This window comes from Aurantimonas marianensis (genome assembly GCF_024195285.1).
Classification (GTDB): domain Bacteria; phylum Pseudomonadota; class Alphaproteobacteria; order Rhizobiales; family Rhizobiaceae; genus Aurantimonas; species Aurantimonas marianensis.
Genome location: NZ_JALHBS010000070.1, coordinates 17,599 through 34,894, shown reverse-complemented (window position 1 = coordinate 34,894; position 17,296 = coordinate 17,599). Strand labels below are relative to the sequence as shown.

16 protein-coding genes, 1 tRNA gene and 1 pseudogene are annotated in these 17,296 nt (G+C 63.6%); 13 read left to right on the top strand and 5 right to left on the bottom strand.

All coding sequences use genetic code 11. The features are described 5' to 3' along the window. Window positions 1-81: 81 nt before the first annotated feature. Complete coding sequence (sciP, locus tag MJ956_RS12195) at window positions 82-372, bottom strand: CtrA inhibitor SciP (protein WP_206455261.1); 291 nt, start codon at window positions 370-372, stop codon at window positions 82-84. A gap of 349 nt (window positions 373-721) precedes the next feature. Between sciP and mnmA the strand changes: the two genes are divergently transcribed. Continuing rightward, window positions 722-1,897 (top strand): tRNA 2-thiouridine(34) synthase MnmA, encoded by a 1,176-nt coding sequence (gene mnmA, locus MJ956_RS12190; RefSeq protein ID WP_253964729.1) that lies wholly within the window; start codon window positions 722-724, stop codon window positions 1,895-1,897. Window positions 1,898-1,958: 61 nt separating this feature from the next. Here the strand turns inward: mnmA and MJ956_RS12185 are convergent, their stop codons facing one another. Continuing rightward, on the bottom strand, window positions 1,959-2,924 hold the full coding sequence (locus MJ956_RS12185; protein WP_253964728.1) for a Gfo/Idh/MocA family protein: 966 nt from the start codon (window positions 2,922-2,924) through the stop codon (window positions 1,959-1,961). Between the two features lie 346 nt (window positions 2,925-3,270). On the opposite strand from MJ956_RS12185, the gene MJ956_RS12180 reads away from it, so the two are divergent. Continuing rightward, window positions 3,271-3,347, top strand: a tRNA-Met gene (locus MJ956_RS12180). Window positions 3,348-3,539: 192 nt separating this feature from the next. After that, window positions 3,540-3,684: pseudogene (locus MJ956_RS12175) on the top strand (IS110 family transposase); the annotation flags it as partial. Between the two features lie 60 nt (window positions 3,685-3,744). Here the strand turns inward: MJ956_RS12175 and MJ956_RS12170 are convergent. Genes MJ956_RS12170 through MJ956_RS12160 form a run of 3 tightly spaced genes read right to left on the bottom strand, consistent with a single transcriptional unit; the run spans window position 3,745 to window position 6,876 of the window. Further along, complete coding sequence (locus MJ956_RS12170; protein WP_341482725.1) at window positions 3,745-4,848, bottom strand: ABC transporter substrate-binding protein; 1,104 nt, start codon at window positions 4,846-4,848, stop codon at window positions 3,745-3,747. Beyond that, window positions 4,788-6,221 (bottom strand): sensor histidine kinase, encoded by a 1,434-nt coding sequence (locus MJ956_RS12165; protein ID WP_253964726.1) that lies wholly within the window; start codon window positions 6,219-6,221, stop codon window positions 4,788-4,790. Before MJ956_RS12165 ends, MJ956_RS12170 begins: the two co-directional genes overlap by 61 nt. Then, window positions 6,205-6,876, bottom strand: a complete 672-nt coding sequence (locus tag MJ956_RS12160; protein ID WP_253964725.1) for a response regulator transcription factor — start codon at window positions 6,874-6,876, stop codon at window positions 6,205-6,207. Before MJ956_RS12160 ends, MJ956_RS12165 begins: the two co-directional genes overlap by 17 nt. A 248-nt stretch (window positions 6,877-7,124) precedes the next feature. On the opposite strand from MJ956_RS12160, the gene MJ956_RS12155 reads away from it, so the two are divergent. The 10 genes from MJ956_RS12155 (at window position 7,125) to MJ956_RS12105 (ending at window position 17,293) form a co-directional block, all read left to right on the top strand. Next, on the top strand, window positions 7,125-8,096 hold the full coding sequence (locus tag MJ956_RS12155; RefSeq protein WP_253964724.1) for a Bug family tripartite tricarboxylate transporter substrate binding protein: 972 nt from the start codon (window positions 7,125-7,127) through the stop codon (window positions 8,094-8,096). Between the two features lie 92 nt (window positions 8,097-8,188). Further along, window positions 8,189-8,629 (top strand): tripartite tricarboxylate transporter TctB family protein, encoded by a 441-nt coding sequence (locus MJ956_RS12150; RefSeq protein ID WP_253964723.1) that lies wholly within the window; start codon window positions 8,189-8,191, stop codon window positions 8,627-8,629. Between the two features lie 7 nt (window positions 8,630-8,636). Continuing rightward, window positions 8,637-10,166 (top strand): tripartite tricarboxylate transporter permease, encoded by a 1,530-nt coding sequence (locus MJ956_RS12145; protein WP_253964722.1) that lies wholly within the window; start codon window positions 8,637-8,639, stop codon window positions 10,164-10,166. After that, on the top strand, window positions 10,163-11,197 hold the full coding sequence (locus MJ956_RS12140; RefSeq protein ID WP_253964721.1) for an AbrB family transcriptional regulator: 1,035 nt from the start codon (window positions 10,163-10,165) through the stop codon (window positions 11,195-11,197). Before MJ956_RS12145 ends, MJ956_RS12140 begins: the two co-directional genes overlap by 4 nt. A gap of 944 nt (window positions 11,198-12,141) precedes the next feature. Further along, the gene (locus MJ956_RS12130; protein ID WP_253964720.1) at window positions 12,142-13,131 is read left to right on the top strand and encodes a TRAP transporter substrate-binding protein; all 990 of its coding nucleotides are present in this window, start codon (window positions 12,142-12,144) and stop codon (window positions 13,129-13,131) included. A gap of 74 nt (window positions 13,132-13,205) precedes the next feature. Further along, window positions 13,206-13,736: a TRAP transporter small permease gene (locus MJ956_RS12125; protein ID WP_253964719.1), complete on the top strand. Its 531-nt coding sequence runs from the start codon at window positions 13,206-13,208 to the stop codon at window positions 13,734-13,736. Between the two features lie 2 nt (window positions 13,737-13,738). Then, window positions 13,739-15,016 (top strand): TRAP transporter large permease, encoded by a 1,278-nt coding sequence (locus MJ956_RS12120; RefSeq protein WP_253964718.1) that lies wholly within the window; start codon window positions 13,739-13,741, stop codon window positions 15,014-15,016. Window positions 15,017-15,059: 43 nt separating this feature from the next. Next, complete coding sequence (locus tag MJ956_RS12115; RefSeq protein WP_253964717.1) at window positions 15,060-15,776, top strand: ribonuclease activity regulator RraA; 717 nt, start codon at window positions 15,060-15,062, stop codon at window positions 15,774-15,776. After that, window positions 15,752-16,513: a FadR/GntR family transcriptional regulator gene (locus MJ956_RS12110; RefSeq protein WP_253964716.1), complete on the top strand. Its 762-nt coding sequence runs from the start codon at window positions 15,752-15,754 to the stop codon at window positions 16,511-16,513. Before MJ956_RS12115 ends, MJ956_RS12110 begins: the two co-directional genes overlap by 25 nt. Before the next feature lie 33 nt (window positions 16,514-16,546). After that, the gene (locus MJ956_RS12105) at window positions 16,547-17,293 is read left to right on the top strand and encodes an SDR family NAD(P)-dependent oxidoreductase (protein ID WP_253964715.1); all 747 of its coding nucleotides are present in this window, start codon (window positions 16,547-16,549) and stop codon (window positions 17,291-17,293) included. The last annotated feature ends 3 nt before the right edge of the window (window positions 17,294-17,296 follow it).

The window sequence follows — 17,296 nt, the reverse complement described above, 5'->3', positions numbered from 1 at the left end:
GCTTTCACCGGGGGCTTTCAATCGCTTTCGAGCCGGCAGGGCCGGTCTCCTCAGACGCTCGAAGAACGGGGGAGTCCCTGTTCAGTGCAGGTCCACCTTCTTGCGATATTCCTGGATCTGTGTCGTCCGCAAGCCAGCCAGACCGTGCTGGTCGATGGACATCTGCCAGGAGAGGAATTCCTCGACCGTCAGCGTGTAGCGCGAGCAGGCCTCGTCGAGGCTGAGAAGCCCGCCGCGAACCGCCGCGACGACCTCCGCCTTGCGGCGGATGACCCATCGTCGGGTATTGGTGGGCGGCAGGTCTGCAATCGTCAACGGGCTGCCGTCCGGGCCGATGACGTACTTCACGCGGGGTCTAACCTGATCGGTCATTGTACTCTCTACAAAACTCAAAGACCTAATCGAACCTCACCCTAGCGCCGTGCTTCTAAAAAAAGCGTCAAGCTTCCCGTAAGGTTTCGATAAGAGTTTGAAGCGAGTGGCGACCGGCGGGTAATCTTCGGGCCGGTGCCCAATCGTCGGCTCGGCCGGCCTTTTGAGATCGTCTGCGGCCGAGCGTGACTTGCGACGCTTGTGCGGGGCGCCTACCTGTGCCCGGGTGCGGTGTCCGCCCCGTCCTGATTGGCGGAAGCGCGAGCCGCGCGGATTTTGCTTTTCGGTGCCGGGCCGTTAGAAGCGGATCCTTGCCGTCTGACCCGCCGAGACGCCGCAGGAGGCGCCGATGATGAACAGCCTCGATCTTCCGAAGCCGCCCGCCGAAACGCGAGTGGTCGTCGCCATGTCCGGCGGGGTGGACTCGTCGGTCGTCGCCGCCATCCTGCACGAGGAAGGCTACGACGTCGTCGGCATTACCTTGCAGCTCTATGACGCGGGCGAGGGCGCCCGCCGCGCCGGTTCGTGTTGTGCCGGCCAGGACATCCACGACGCCCGCCGGGTCGCCGAGACGCTCGGCATCCATCATTACGTGCTCGACTACGAGGACCGGTTCCGCGCGGCGGTGATCGATCCCTTCGCCGACAGCTATCTGGCCGGTGAAACGCCGATCCCGTGCGTCGCCTGCAACCAGACCGTCAAATTCCGCGATCTTCTCGCCACGGCGAGGGATTTGGGCGCCGACGCCTTGGCGACCGGCCATTATATTGACAGCCGTCCCAATGGTGGCCATCGCAGCCTTTACCGACCGCGCGATCTTGATCGCGACCAGAGCTATTTCCTCTACGGGACGACCCGGGCCCAGCTCGATTTCCTGCGCTTTCCGCTTGGACGCCTAACCAAGCCGGAGACCCGGGCGCTCGCCGACAAGCATGGTCTGGCGATCGCCGCCAAGCCGGACAGCCAGGATATCTGCTTCGTCACCAAGGGCCGCTACAGCGACGTCATCCAGCGGCTGCGGCCCGAGGCGGGCGAGGCGGGCGATATCGTCCATGTCGACGGGCGGCTGCTCGGCCGGCACGCGGGCATCCTGCATTACACGATCGGTCAGCGGCGAGGCATCGGCATTGCCGCCGGCGAGCCGCTTTACGTGGTCGCGCTGGAGCCTTCGACCGCGCGCGTGATCGTCGGGCCGCGCAAGGCGCTTGCGACGCGTCGGCTGCGTTTGCGCGACGTCAATTGGCTCGGACGCGAGGCGCCCGGCGCCTATGCGACTGCGAGGCGCGAGGTCTTCGTCAAGTTGCGCTCGACGCGCCCGCCGGCATCGGCGCTGATCGTTGGCGATGATGCTGACTGGCAGGTCGAACTGGTCGAAGGCGAGGATGGCGTCGCGCCGGGTCAGGCCTGTGTCTTCTATGCGGGCGAGGGGGCCGGCGCCGAGGTGCTGGGCGGCGGCATCATCGCCGAGGCGGTTCAGCCGGCGCCTTTGGCCAATACGCCCCGAACAGTCGCGGTGGCCGGATAAGGCGCCCGGACGCGTCATTTTTTCGCGACGATCGTTCCTGTTGCCGCACTGCTGGCCGGTATCAGTCCGCCGGGTCCGGCGACGAAAGCGGCGCGGCCAGCGACAGGATCCGGACGGTTTCGACCGCTTCGCTGGCGCCCGTTTCCGGCTCGGTTCGGGTCATGATGCAGTCGAGGAAGTGCCGCAGTTCGCGATCGAGCGGCAAGCCCGGTTCGGTCGAAAGAAATTCCGCGGGTGCGTTGTCGAAGTCGAATGTCGCGCCGGCTCGCCGGACCTTGTGGGCGTAGAGCGCCAGTTTTTCGCCTTCGGGAGCCAGATCGTCGAAGGTCAGCATTCCCTCGGTCCCGATCACCGAGAAGCGACGGTCGCGATAGGGCGAGACCCGCGAGACGTGAATCTCGGCGCCGATTCCGCCGGAAAATTCCAGCATGATGTCGGCAATGTCGGTTGTGTCGCTGAGCACCGTGCGGCGATGACAGATCACCCGCTCGGGATACCCGTTGGCCAGGCGGAGGACCAGCGACAGATCGTGCGGCGCGAGATCCCACACGGCATCCATGCTGGGAAACCGCCCCAGACCCATCCGGTTCGAAATCATGTGCCTGACCGTGCCGATCCGCCCTTCTGCGACGATCTCGCACAGCCGCTGGAACACCGGGTGAAAGCGGACCACGTGTCCGACCATCAACAAGCGTCCGGCCGCGCGCGCCGCCGCGGCGGTTTTTTCCGCGTCGGCCGGATCGAGCGCGATCGGCTTTTCGATGAGGACGTCCTTGCCCGCCGCGAAGGCCGCGCGCGCCATGGGCCCGTGGGCGGCCGCCGGGAGCGCCAGGACGAGCGCGTCGATGTCGGACGCCGCGATCGCCGCCTCGGGGGTCAGCGCCTTGACGTCGTAGCGCTTTGCGAAGGCCTCCGCGCGGTCCTCGTGGCGATCGGCCGCCCCCGCGAGCGCGCCGAGTTCGGCGAGGGTCCGGATGTGGTTCTGGCCCCATTGTCCGCAACCGACGACCGCAATTCGTGGGTACATGATGCGCTCTCTCCTGATGATGTCGCACCGGACCTAGCGAAGCGGCGGCCTCGCCGCAAGGATCGGCGTCAGAGGCCGATCCTTGCGGGTCTCGGTGCCGGCGAGGGATGAAGGGGAAGAGGCAGTCCCGCGATGTCGGCCGACGCAATAAGCTGCGCGAGCGACCGCGATGGACACCGGCGCGTTCCTTGCCGACGGCGAGCGGGTCGCGACTTGATGGCGGGTTGCGACGATTTCGCCGGCGAGGGCCAAATCAGCCGGAGCGGACGCATCTGCGACCATTGACAGCCATCGCCCGCGCCTCCTATATCCCCGCCGACCCGAAGTGGTCGTCTCACCGTGAGATGGCGGAGTAGCTCAGCTGGTTAGAGCAGCGGAATCATAATCCGCGTGTCGGGGGTTCAAGTCCCTCCTCCGCTACCATTCTTCCTTTATCTCACGGGTGTTCGCGCGCAATCGATCCGCGCTGTCTTCCATGCGAGACCGCCCTTTGTGTCCTTCGTGGGCATCCTGAGCATCCGTGAGGAGCGTCTTTATCCCCGGTCGAAGGATCATGCTGGCGCCGGAGATTGCGGCGTCGGTATAGCACTCCACGATCTGTCAGCCTTCACGCTCCGCATGCTCGCTGCACACATGCGCTCACTCGAAGACCTTCAGCGCATCGGCATTGAATCGACCGGCAGCTACGGCGCTGGTCTGCTCCGTGCAAGCCGCCGGCGTTGACGTTCTCGAAGTGACGACACCCGAAAGGCACGATCGGGTTGATCGGGCGCCGGCAATTGGCGAAGGATCCGCCCGCTCCAGTTGCATGGCGAGGAGACTACGGCGGCGTCGGGCCGGCGATGGATTTCGCCCACTCGGAGATGAAGGACTGGCGCTTGAGCGCGTCGAGCCAAGTGAGGAGGCCGAGCCCCATGCGGATCGGAACCAGCGGCTTGTTCCGAACGAATTCGGGTCGCCAGTCCTTGCCATCCGGGTTCTCTGGAAGATCGAGGGGAAGCAACGGAGACGCCGAGCGCATCGTCGCCTGACCGTTGGGCGACAAGAGATAGCGAATGAAGGCTTCAGCCGCCTCCCGGTTGGAGGCGCTTTTCGGAATGAAGGCGGATCGAGAAAAGATCAGTGCATAATCGTCGAAGAGAAGAATTCCGAGCCTTGGATCGGCCGCGACGCGTTCGTAGGCATAGGACCCAATGACGTTGTAGGCGAGCGAAAGCTCGTCCTCCGCGACGGCGTCGATCATGTCGCTCGTGCAGCAAAAGGTTCGCGCGAAGGCGCGGCCGAATGACTCCACAAGGCGAGAAAACTGATAGCCGCGCTGCGCGTCCTGAGTAGCCAGCAGATAGCCGACGCCGGACTGGCGGATATCGTAGGTACCGATGCGCCGAGCGAAGAAAGCGGCATCGTCGCGTATCATACTGGCCAGTTCCGATCGGGTCCGGGGCAGGGGGCGATCCTCGAATGTGCGCTTGTTGTAGACGACGGCGACCGGCTCGGCCGTGAACCCGAACAGTTCGCCGCGCCAGGTCGACCATTGCGGTAGCTCCGGCATGTCGCGCGCCGCGATGGCTAGGCCGCGATTGACGAGATCGACCTGAAGATCCATCGCCGATGAAATGACGACGTCAGGCGCATCGTCACCGCCATCTAGTACAGCCGCGTGCAATTCGGCGGTGTTGAACTCGCGGTAGTCGATGTCGATCGTCGAATGAGTGGCCTCGAAGCGATCGATCAGATCGGTCATGGCGGCGGTGTCGGTTGCACTCCAGATGCGGAGCGTTGTTGCGGCCCAAGCCGATCCCTCGCAACTCCCGGCAAGAGCGATCAGAATCAATGTCGTGCGAAAGAGGCGGCGAAATTGTCTCAAGGTGAACCGTCTCCCTGCCTGACCATCGAGGAGGTGGGCACGACGAAGGTAGCGCACAGACCGCCGCCTGGCGCCTCGCTGAGTTCGAGCCGGCCCCCATGGCTCGTTGCGACCGCCGCCACAATGGCAAGGCCGAGGCCCGAACCACCCTTGTGGCCGCGCGAATAGAACCGCTCGGTGACGCGCGCGCGTTCATTGGCCGGAATTCCCGGGCCGCTATCGATGACCGCGATCCGCAGGGCGGGACGCGTCCCGATCCGCGCCGGAGCCAGGGTAAACTGAATCGAATTGTTTTCGGGGCCGTGCCGCAATGCGTTGTCAACCAGATTGCGCAGCGCCTCACGCAGGGCGATCGGATCCCCGTCAATAACGGCCGGCCGGTTCTGGAGCGCCTCGCTGTCCACGCCGAACTCCGCCGAATGCGCCCGGTTGCCGCGCAAGACTTCCTCGATCAGGTTCCGGATGACGTCGATGAGGTCGACCGACTGGTGTTCGAGGGCGTCGGCGCGATGGAGCACCATGGCGTGCGACAGTAGCTGGTTGGTCAGGCGGATGGTGCGGTCGGCTTGCTCCTCGGCTCTCGTCAGCCTCTCGCCGGCGATCCGAGCGGTGGGCGCCTCTCGGGCGAGCTGGATTTGGCTTTGTAGCGCCGAAAGCGACGTGCGAAGTTGATGGGACACGTCGGCGATGAATGTCTGGGCGTTATCCTTGCTCTGATCGAGCCGGCGCATAAACCCGTTGATCGCGTGAATCAGACCTTCCACTTCACGCGGCGGCGCGAATTTGATTCCGGCAAGATCGGAAGGCTTGCGCGCCTGAATGTCGCGTTCGAGCCCCAAGAGCGGCCGCATGGCGAGGCCGATGCCGAGCCGGACGAAGACGAGCGAAGCCAGCGCAAGCCCGGCGAGGGGAATCATGCCGCGGAGGAAAAAATCCATCTGCAGTTCGTCGCGGGCCAGTCGCGTCTGGCCGATCTGAACGCCCACCCATTGCGGGTGCTCAAGACCTATCAGGTTGCGCCCGCGCACGACGAAGCGGACGGGCTCCCCGCTGTAGACATCGTCGTAGAAAGTCGCCCGCTCATCCCGCTCGAGTGGCGGCGGCGGCAGGTCGTCCGAGCCCGTAAGGGTTCGGCCCTCGCCGTCGAGGATGCGGTAAAAGACGCGATCCGACTCGGCCAGGGACAGGATGTCGAGCGCCGCCGGAGCGAGATCGACCTCGATCCCCGTCGGTGTAATGGCGATTCGCTCCAGTATGGTGATCGCCGCGCCGCTGAGAAGCAGATCGTAGGTCTGATTGGCCGCGGCGCGTGCATAGCTCCACAAGGCGGCGGACAGAAGCAAGAGGATCAAGCCGAGAAAGAAACCGACGCCAATCGTCAGCCGCCGTCGCAGCGAATAGGGGCGGCCATTCTCAACGGTCCTGGACATTAGCGATATAGCCAAGCCCACGGATGGTGCGGATGGACAGGGGCGAACCTTCCAGTTTGCGGCGAAGGCGGGTGAGCGTTTGTTCGACAGCGTTGAGGCTTGGCGCCTCGTCGAACCGGTAGACCCGATCGGCCACCTCCTCCTTTGTCATCACCCGGTCGAGCGAGCCCAGAAAGACCTCCAACATCTGCACCTCGCGCTGACGCAGTTCCAGATCGACATTGTTCAGCATGGCGCGGCGTGCCGCCCGGTCGAACTCGAACGCCCCGCACACGAAGCGGTTCGTGGCCTCGCCACTGTGGCGCCTCGTCAGCGCGCGGCAGCGGGCGGCGAGCTCCCTGAAGTCCACGGGTTTGACGATGTAGTCGTCGGCACCGACGTCGAGTCCGACGATGCGATCGTCGATCTCGGAGCGCGCGGTCAAGATCAGAACCGGCGTGGTGTCGCCGCGCGTGCGCATGGCGCGCAACACGTTGTAGCCGTCCATGCCCGGCAGGTTGATGTCGAGAATGACGAGATCGAAGCCCGCATGCGTCAGGAGCGCGGCCGCGTCATTCCCGTCCGTCTCCAGATCGACGGCATGGCCCTCCCCGCGGAACCGGTCCAGCAGGGCTTCGGCAAGATCGGCGTTGTCTTCGACGAGCAGGATACGCATGCGGACTCAATTATCATCGCCGCCCGGCTTGTGACACCACCGACGGGTGTGACAGCGGTCCAAATCGACCGGTGTCAGCTTCGTGTCAGCGACAGGTCAAGACCGTGTCAGCCTGCCCGGTTACAAGAGAGACGGGAGAGAGGGCGCTTTCGGGCACCATCATTCATTTCAACCGCATGTCGAACGCCCAGCAATGAGGCCAGACAGTCCATGCGCGCTGCTCCCAGCGTGGACAGGGAGGATCCATCATGATGTTCAAGAGTTTCGCATCGGCGCTCGTCGCCGCAACAATCCTTGGCGGGTCGGCATTCGCGCAGTCCCCGATCGAAAAGCCGGAATGCGTCGCTCCGGCCAAACCGGGCGGCGGGTTCGACCTGACCTGCCGCGTCGCGCAGACCGGGCTGAAGGATCAGTTCGACACGCCCGTCGCCGTGACCTTCATGCCAGGCGGCATCGGCGCCGTCGCCATCAATCTCTTCAACACCACGCGGACGGACGATCCGAACGCCATCGTCGCCTTCTCCTCCGGCTCGCTCCTGAACATGGCGACCGGCAAGTACGGCGAGTGGACGGAAAAGGACGTCCGGTTCCTGGCCACGGCCGGGACCGACTACGGCGCCGTGGTGGTCAGGGGGGACAGCCCCTTCCAGACGCTCGACGATCTGATGAAGGCCGCCGAGGAAGACGTGTCTTCGCTCGTCATCGGAGCTGGCGGTTCGGTCGGTTCGCAAGATTGGATGAAGGCCGCGATCCTGCTTCGCTCCAAGGAAATCGACCCGAAGAAGATGCGCTACGTCGCCTTCGATGGCGGCGGCGATGCCATCGCCGGTCTGCTTGGAGGATCCATCCAGGTCTATATGGGCGACGTCGGCGAAATGGTCCCGCATCTGGAGACGGGACAGATGCGCATTCTCGCGGTGATGAGCCCCGAGCGCCTGGAAGAGCCCTTCGCCGAACTCCCCACCGCCAAGGAGCAGGGATACGACGCCGAGTGGCCGATCGTCCGCGGCTTCTACATGGGCAAGGACGTGTCCGACGAGGCCTACAATGCCTGGGCCGATCATTTTCAGAAGGCCTATGCGGCCAACGGCTGGAACGAAATGGTCAAGGAGAAGGGGCTCCTTCCGTTGAAGATGAGCGGCGAGGAAATGAACGCCGACATGCTTGACCGCGTCGGCCGCATGCGCGGTATCGCCAAGGAAGCAGGCCTCATCGAATAGGGGCGTCTCCGAGCGGGCGGCGGGCCGAAACCTGTCCGCCGCCCGATCGCCGAATGCCCACCCTTCCGCATCCTGTAAGGCAAGAGGGTCCCATGGCCGACCGGCTCTTTTCGGGCGTGCTGCTGTTGATCGCGATCGGTTACACCTTCATCGCATTCACCGTCATCAAAGCACCCTTCCAGTACGATCCGCTCGGCCCAGAAAGCTGGCCGCGGATTCTTGGTGTCGTCGCGATCGCCTGTCTCGTTCCGCTGGCCCTTCGGCCAGAGGTCGATCGGCTTGGCATCGCCGGCCCCACCTGGCTGCGTCTGGGAGCGCTCGTCATCATGCTGAGTCTTTACGCCTGGCTGTACGAGCCGCTCGGCTTCATTCTGTCGACGTTCCTCTTTTGCGCCGGCCTGTCGCTGATGCTCGGCTCCAAGCTCTTCTCCGCGCTCCTGTTCAGCGCCGTGACCAGCATCGTCGGTTACTTCCTCTGCACCGGCCCGCTGGAACTGAACCTGCCCGCGGGCATCCTGAACTCGATCCTCTGAGGCCGTAATGGACGCCGTCATCTCCGGTCTCGCCACCGGCTTCACCGTCGCGCTGAGCCCCTTCAACCTCTTCCTCGTCCTTGGCGGCTGCTTCGCGGGAACGCTGATCGGCGCGCTGCCGGGTATCGGACCGATCAACGGGGTGGCGATCCTTCTGCCGATTGCCTACGGCCTCGGCCTGCCTCCCGAATCGGCACTGATCCTGCTCGCCGGCATCTATTACGGGGCCGAATATGGCGGACGCATCTCCTCGATCCTGCTCAACGTGCCCGGCGATGCCGGCGCGGTGATGACGACGCTCGACGGCAACCCCATGGCCAAGAAGGGCGAAGCGGGACGGGCATTGTCGCTTTCGGCCGTGGCGTCCTTCATCGGCGGCACCTTCTCGGTGATCTTGATGAGCCTCTTCGGCCCTCTTCTCGCCGGCTTCGCGGTTACCTTCTCCCCGTCGGACTATGTCGCGCTGATGGTCTTCGCCTTCGCCTCGCTCGCCTCGCTCGTCGGCAGTAACCCGATCAAGACGCTTCTCGGTGCGACCATCGGACTGATGCTCGCCTCGATCGGCATCGACGCGAATACCGGAGTCGCCCGCTACACCTTCGGTATCCCCGACATCCTGGCGGGAATCGACTTTCTGGTCGTGGTGATCGGACTGTTCGGCATGGCCGAACTGATTTATCTCGTCGAACAGCAGGCTTCCGGCACGCTGAAGGCGTTGAAGATCGACAAGAGCTTCGTTTCACTAAAAGATCTCAGCTACTGCAAATGGACGATCCTGCGCGGCTCGGTTATCGGGTTTTTCATCGGCATCCTGCCGGGCACCGGGGCCTCGGTCGCCTCGGCCGTCGCCTATGGCACGGAAAAGCGCATGGCGCCCAATTCCGAAGGCTTCGGCACGGGCGATCCGCGCGGTCTCGCGGCGCCCGAATCAGCCAACAACGCCGCAGCGGGCGGCGCGATGGTGCCGATGTTGACGCTGGGCATTCCCGGTTCCGGCACCACGGCCATCCTTCTCGGCGCGCTCCTGCTCTTCAACGTCACCCCCGGCCCGATGATGTTCACGCAGCGCCCCGAGATCGCCTGGGGTCTGATCGCGTCCATGTATATCGGCAACATCGCGCTGCTCGTGATCAACCTGCCGCTCGTCGGTCTCTTCGCCCGGATGCTGACCATTCCGCAGCAGTTCCTGACTCCGATGATCGCGGTGCTTGCCTTTATCGGTGTCTATTCGGTGGTCTCCAATCCGCATGATCTCTACATGATCATCGGACTCGGGGTGTTCGGCTGGTTGCTGCGCAAGATGAAGTTCTCGCTGGCTCCGGTCATTCTCGGCTTCGTGCTCGGCGGACTTTTTGAGGACAACCTCCGGCGCGCGCTTTCGATCTCGGCGGGAGACTATGCCATCCTCCTCCAGTCCGGCAATTCGATCGTCCTCTACATCCTCGCGGCACTGGTTGTGATCGTACCGATCGTTTTGGGACGCCGCCGCCAGAGCCGGGCGCCAAGCGAAGCGGAATCGCCAGACGCACCCGCATGACGATCGGATCTCGCCCAGCGTTCCTCGCCATCGGGGCCGCGCTCCTCGGCGGGGCCCTGTTCAGCCTCGTCGGCGTGCCGGCCGGCGCCCTCGTCGGGAGCACGATCGCGGTCACGGCGCTGACGGCGTCGGGATTGAAACCCTCCGTGCCCGGCGGGCTCCGCAATCTCGGATTCACCACCATCGGCGTCACGCTCGGCGCCGGCATCACGCCGAATTTCGTTGCGGATCTGCAGCGTTTCCCGCTCAGCCTCGCTGCTCTCACGCTGACCATCGCCTTGGTCATGCTCGCCGGATCGCTTCTTCTTGCCCGGCTGTTCAGCACCGATCGCACGACGGCTCTCCTCGCCACTTCGCCCGGCGCGCTGTCGTACTCCCTCGCCCTCGCCACGGACGGACAAAAATCCCGTGGCGACGTGCGCGTCATTGCCGTCCTGCAGAGCCTTCGGCTTCTGATCATCACCGTCATCCTGCCCCCGGTGGTCGCGCTCATCGATTCGATCGGCGGCGCGGCGGCCGTTCCCCTTCCTGATCAAGCCACACCACTGGGTATTCCGGCCAGCATCGTTCTGATCGCCGGCTCCTTCGTCATCGGAATTGTCCTGGAACGCATACGCGTGCCCGCGGCCTTCCTCCTGGCCGGCGTTCTGGCGAGCGGCGTGGGGCACGGCGCGGGTCTGCTGGAGGGGCGGCCGGACGTCTTCATGACCTTCTTCGGCTTTTCCATCGCCGGGGCCGTCATCGGGTCGCGCTTTTCGGGGATCACACCCGCGGAACTGAAACAGCTGTTGGGCGCGGGGCTCGCTGTGACGGCGTTGTCGCTCGGTATCTCCGGCTTCATGAGCCTCGCCACCGCCCATCTCCTCGATCTGCCGTTCGGCCAGGTCTGGGTGGCGTTCGCGCCGGGGGGCGTGGAAGGCATGAGCGCCATGGCCCTGGCGCTCGGTTACGATCCCGCCTATGTGGCGGCGCACCATATCTTCCGCCTCGCGGTGTTGATCATGGCGTTGCCTCTGCTGTTGCGAAATTGAGGTTAATATCGGGTTTTTCCTGCAGACGGCCTTAATAGAAGAGGCCCCCAATAAGAGTGTCATCGCGTCCGGTCGGGAGGCATCATCCTGCTTCGTTGCCGAAGCGGTCACTCGTTTGCTGACGCTGATGGGATAATGGCGGAATGAGCGGGGATTCGAACTTGTGATGCCGATGAAAACATTCGCTATACACAGTGCATGAAATCGGAAATTGAACGCAAAGCGGCCGCCTGGAAATCAGCCTGAATGTGCGGGATCAGCAACTGATGATGGAACCTGTTGCCCGGTCAGGACTCGAACCTAAAAGTTCTCGTGACCAAGCGGCTGTAGCTTAGCAAACGAATTTGACCATAGCACTGTAAATGGCGGCAGCGCTCCTCCTCCGCCATTTTCCGGATTTGTATCAGCCCCTTAACGTTTGAGACTTCTTGACGAGCCACTCGAGCGCGTGCCCTCTGTCATTGTGACTTGGCGTCGACGGCAGCGCTATTTCTTGAAGTCGTAGAGCAAGCCGTCTCCGCTGGTGCCTTGCAGCGCCTCTTGTCCGCGCCCGCGCGTTGTCATGGCAGCTTCCGCGCCAGGTCATCCAGTGTTCCTTGGTTGTGTACCCTGGGTAATCGTCGGGCGGCAGCAGCGCGTGCTGGCGTAAGGCAACGATGACGGCTGCCTCTTCCCTCGACAGAACGGTCGATGTCGGCTCTCGGTGACCCGTGTCCTGATCGGCCGCCGAGCTTCTCAGATGGGCTCTTCCCCCTTTTCGGGGCAATCCAACCGGCGCCCTTCGCATTTCGGTGAGGATGACCGGCGGGTGGGCTAGCAAGGTGGTCGCCGCTCGGCGAGCGCGCCCCAACGGCCAGAGTCCGAATTTTCCGATTCTGAGTTGTAAAAATTTGGGAGATGGGTAAAAGGAAATTCTTACAAATATATACAAATAGGAGGAGAGCATGCCTGTGACCCTATCGAATTTTTGCAAGGCGCTGGTGGTGACGGCCAGCCTCGGCATGACGGCGGCGCCCGCACTCGCGACGGAATGGCGCGGCTGGAACATCCATGTCGATGACTATCCGGTTTCCATCGCCATGGAATCCTTCATGAAGGAGATCGCCGAGAAGACCAACGGCGAGATCACCGGCAAGGTCTACCACAACGGCGTGCTTGGCGATCAGCCCGACGCTATCGAGCAGACCCGGCTCGGCGCCATCGATTTCGGCGAATTCAGCCTCGGCCCCATGGGGCAGACGATCCCCGAGACGAACGTCGTTTCGCTGCCGTTTATCTTCAAAAGCATTCCGCAGATGTACAAGCTGATGGACGGCGAGGCCGGCGAGGCGATCGGCAAGGGCATGGAAGCCAAGGGTCTGGTCCCGGTCGGCTGGTACGATGCCGGCGCCCGCTCGTTCTACAACTCGATCAAGCCGATCAACACGCCCGAAGACGTCCAGGGCATGAAGGTCCGCGTTATGAACAACGACCTCTTCGTCGGCATGATCGAATCGATGGGCGGCAACGCGACGCCGATGGCGTTTGCCGAAGTGTTTCAGTCGCTGAAGACCAATGTGGTCGACGGCGCCGAGAACAACCCGCCTTCCTACGAGTCGACCAACCACTACGAAGTGGCGAAATACTACTCGCTGACCGAACACCTGATCATCCCGGAATGCCTGTGCGTTTCGAAGGCCGCCTGGGACAAGTTGACGCCGGAGCAGCAGACCATCGTCAAGGAAGCCGGCCGCACCAGCGCGGACCTGCAGCGCAAGCTTTGGGCCGAACGTGAAAAGGCCAGCATGGAGAAGGTTGTCGCCGGCGGTGTCGAGGTCAACAAGGTCGCCGACAAGGCGCCGTTCCAGGACGCCATGGCCCCGGTCTACGAGCAGTTTCTCGCGGCCAATCCCGGTCTGACCGACCTCGTCAATCTCATCCGCAACGCTGACTGACGGATTGCCCGGCGGCCCGGCCTTCTCGCGAGGGCAGGGCCGCCAAGCACATCTCACAAGGGAAAGATCCGTAGATGTCCGCCCACGCATCGACTGTTGCGCGCGTCGAAGGTGTTCTTGCCAGGATCAGCGCCGCGTGCATCTTCATCGCGTCCTGCGCCCTGGTGGTGCTGATCGTCACGTTCGGCTGGCTGGTCTTCGGCCGCTACGTGCTGAACGTCACGCCGACATGGGTGGAACAGCTCGCCCTCGTGCTGGTCGGCTACATTGCCTTTCTCGGCGCGGCCGCCGGCATCCACGAAGACAGTCATCTCGGTGTCACCATGTTCCGGGACGCGCTGGGCGAGCCGGCCCGCGCGGCCGTGACGATTGCCGTCGATCTCGTACTGGCGGGCTTCGGCGCGGTGATGTTTCTCGCCGGAATCGACCTGATGCGTTTTGGCTGGGACACGCTTCTGCCGATGCTCAACATTCCCCTGAGTTTCCGCACGCTGTCGGAAGTACTCTGCGGCGGGCTGATCGTGCTGTTTGCCGGCACGCGCGCCATTCTGCAGATACTCACATTTCCCCGATCCGATCGGGCCGCGACCGACGAGGGGCGCTGATCATGGGTCTCGCAATCCTGCTGGGAATATTCGCCATTGGCGTGGTTGTCGGCATGCCCGTCGCCTTCGCCATGGGCATCGCCGCGGCTTCCGCTTTCTTTTACGAAGGTTTTCCGACCCTGATGACGTTTCAGCGGGCGATGGCCGGCGTCACGGTGTTTTCGCTTCTCGCCATCCCGTTCTTCGTCTTTGCTGGCGAGATCATGCTGCATGGCGGCATCGCCGCGCGTCTGGTGCGCTTTGCCGCGGCGCTGGTCGGCCACATCAAGGGCGGGCTGGCGATGGTCAACATCTTCTCCAGCATGCTTTTCGGCGGCATATCCGGCTCGGCCATCGCCGACATCTCGGCGCTCGGATCGCTTCTGATTCCGGTGATGAAGGAGCGCGGCTACCGGCCCGAATACGCCGTGAACGTGACGGTGACGTCGTCGATCGCCGGCATCGTCATTCCGCCCAGCCACAACATGATCATTTTCGCGGTCGCGGCCGGAGGCGGCATTTCGATTTCCAAGCTGTTCCTGGCCGGCGTGGTGCCGGGCATCCTGATGTGCCTGTGCCTCGCGGTAGCCGCCTACGTCCTCGCGGTGAAGCACAAATACCCTGCCGAGCCGTTTCCCGGCGGCGCTGAACTGGCGCGTACCGCGCTCGATGCATTGCCCGGGCTTGTCACCGCCGTCATTATTGTCGGCGGCACGCTTTCGGGAGTCTTCACCGTCACCGAATCCGGCGCTTTCGGCGCCATCTACGCGCTGCTTCTGACCACTTTTTACTACCGCAGCCTGAGTTGGAAGGGCTTCGTCACCGCCGTCACCTCTTCGGTGCGCACGACCGCCATGGTGATGATCCTCATCGCCTTCGCCAGTTCCTTCGCCTATCTGCTGGCTCTCTACCAGGTGCCGGCCAAGCTCAGCGACCTGCTGGTCACGATCTCGGACAACAAATACGTCATCTTGCTGATGATCAACGTGATCCTGCTGCTGCTCGGCATGATCATGGACATGGCGGCGCTGATCCTGATCTGCACGCCGATCTTCCTGCCGATCGCCAAGAGCCTGGGCATGGCGCCGGAGCATTTCGGCATCATGCTGCTGATCAATCTCGGCCTTGGCCTGTGTACGCCGCCGGTGGGTACCTGCCTGTTCGTCGGCTGCGCGGTCGGCAAGGTACGGATCGAGGACGCCGTCCGCACGATCTGGCCATTCTACCTGGCAATCCTGGGGGCCCTGCTCCTCGTGACCTACGTGCCCGGCTTCTCCATGTGGCTGCCAGGGCTTTTCTGAGACGGGCATCGAAGCGCTGCAACATATCGAAGAGGAAAGCGAAATGACCGACCTGTCGGGCGAGACGCGCAAAACCCTGATGGGCATCAGTACCGCAACCCTGACGACCGCTCTATTCAAGCGCGGTTTCAGAAACGTCTTCCTTCAGGGGCTTGGGCGCCTGGCGCCTGGCCCGAACATGGTCGGCTTTGCCTATACGCTGCGCTATATCCCGGCCCGCGAGGATCTCGACGTGCTGGCGTCCTTTGCCGACCGCGACAACCCGCAGCGCAAGGGCGTCGAGGAATGCCCGGCGGGCGCGATCTTCGTCATCGATTCGCGCGGCGACGCGTCGGCTGCATCGGCCGGCTGCATCCTCGCGGCGCGGTTGCAGGCGCGCGGCTGCGCGGGACTGGTGACGGACGGTGGATTTCGCGATTCGCCAGAGATAGCCGAATTGGACATGCCGGCCTATCACCAGCGGCCGAGCGCGCCGACCAACCTGACCAGGCACCATGCCGTGGCGCTCAACGAGCCCATTGCCTGCGGCGGCGTTTCGGTGTTTCCGGGTGACACGCTGGTTGGCGACAATGAAGGCGTTGTGTGCATACCGGCGCACCTGACCGCCGGGGTGGCCGCCGAAGCGGCGGAAATGACGGTCTTTGAAGACTATGTGATGGAAATGGTGAAGGGCGGTGCGTCGAGCTACGGGCTCTACCCGCCGACCGGGACCGCAACGATGGACGAATTCAGAGCATGGCGACAGCTAAACGGCAGATAGTCGATGCATCGGCCACATCAACCCGCCGGCCCGGCCGCCTTTTGCGCGACGGGACGCTTCCCGACCGTGCCTATGAGCGGATTCTGGCGATGATCGCCGATGGTGCGATCGCGGTCGGCGACAAGATGCCGTCCGAGCACGAGCTGTGCGGCGAGCTGGAGGTCTCGCGCCCGGTGCTGCGGCAGGCGCTCAAGCAATTGCGGGCCGACGACGTGATCGTGTCGAGGCAAGGCTCGGGATCCTATGTCGTGCGCCGACCGGAAAGGGCCATTCTCGACTTCGCCCCGGTCGGTTCCGTCGCCGACATCCAGCGAACCTTCGAATTCAGGGCCGCCGTCGAGGGCGAAGCCGCCTATCTGGCGGCGTTGCGCAGAACCGAACAGGACATGCTGCGCCTCAAGGCGACACTTCAGGAACTCGACCGCCGTATCGAGGCCGGTGAACTCGGCGTCGATGCCGACGAGGATTTTCATGTCGCGGTCTGCGAGGCCTCCGACAATTGCTATTTCACCATCGCGCGGACCTCGATGAAGGCGAACATCCTGACCGGCATGAACCTGACCCGCAACCTGTCGCTGACCAAGCCGCGGGAGCGGCTGGCGCTTGTGCAAAAGGAGCATTACGCGATTTTCGACGCCATCCGGGACAAGGATCCCGCGGCGGCGCGCAACGCGATGCGCAGCCATGTCGAGAACGCGCGCAAGCGCGTCTTCGAAGGCAAGACTACGGCCGGCTGAGCCGTGTGCACGATTTCAAACTGGAGCAAGAAAATGAACCTCAACGGAAAAGCGGCGATCGTCACGGGTGGCGGGCGCGATATCGGCCGGGCCTGCGTGATACGCCTGGCTGAAGCCGGTGCAAAGGTGGCGATCAACTACCACAGCAGTAGCGAAGGAGCCGACAGCGCGGTCAAGGAGATCGTTGCGGCTGGAGGACAGGCCTTTGCCATGCGGGGCGACATGACCAAGCCAGCCGATGTGAAGGCTTTCGTGGAACGCGCCGTCGCGGAATTCGGCAAGATCGACATCGTAATGCCGATCACCGGCGGTATCGTCGCGCGTAAGACGATATCCGAGATGACTCTCGATCACTGGCAGGCGGTGATGGATCTCAACGCGACATCGGCATTCCTGCTGATCCAGGCCGCACTGCCGCACATCCCCGAAGGCGGAGCCATCGTCAACATGGCATCGCAGGCCGCAAGGGATGGCGGCGGCGGCGGCGCTATCGCTTATGCCGCTTCCAAGGGGGCAGTCCTCACGATGACGCGCGGAATGGCAAAGGAATTCGGACCCAGGATCCGGGTGAATGCATTGTGCCCCGGCATGATCGACACGGACTTCCACAACGTCTTCACCAAGCCGGAAGTGCGAACGCATGTGGCGGGCCTTACGCCGCTCAAGCGTGAAGGCTCCTCGAAGGACGTCGCCAATCTCGCGGTCTATCTTGCCTCGGACGAAGCGGCCTTCATCACGGGCGCATGTATCGATATCAACGGCGGAATGCTGTTCTCGTAGGAG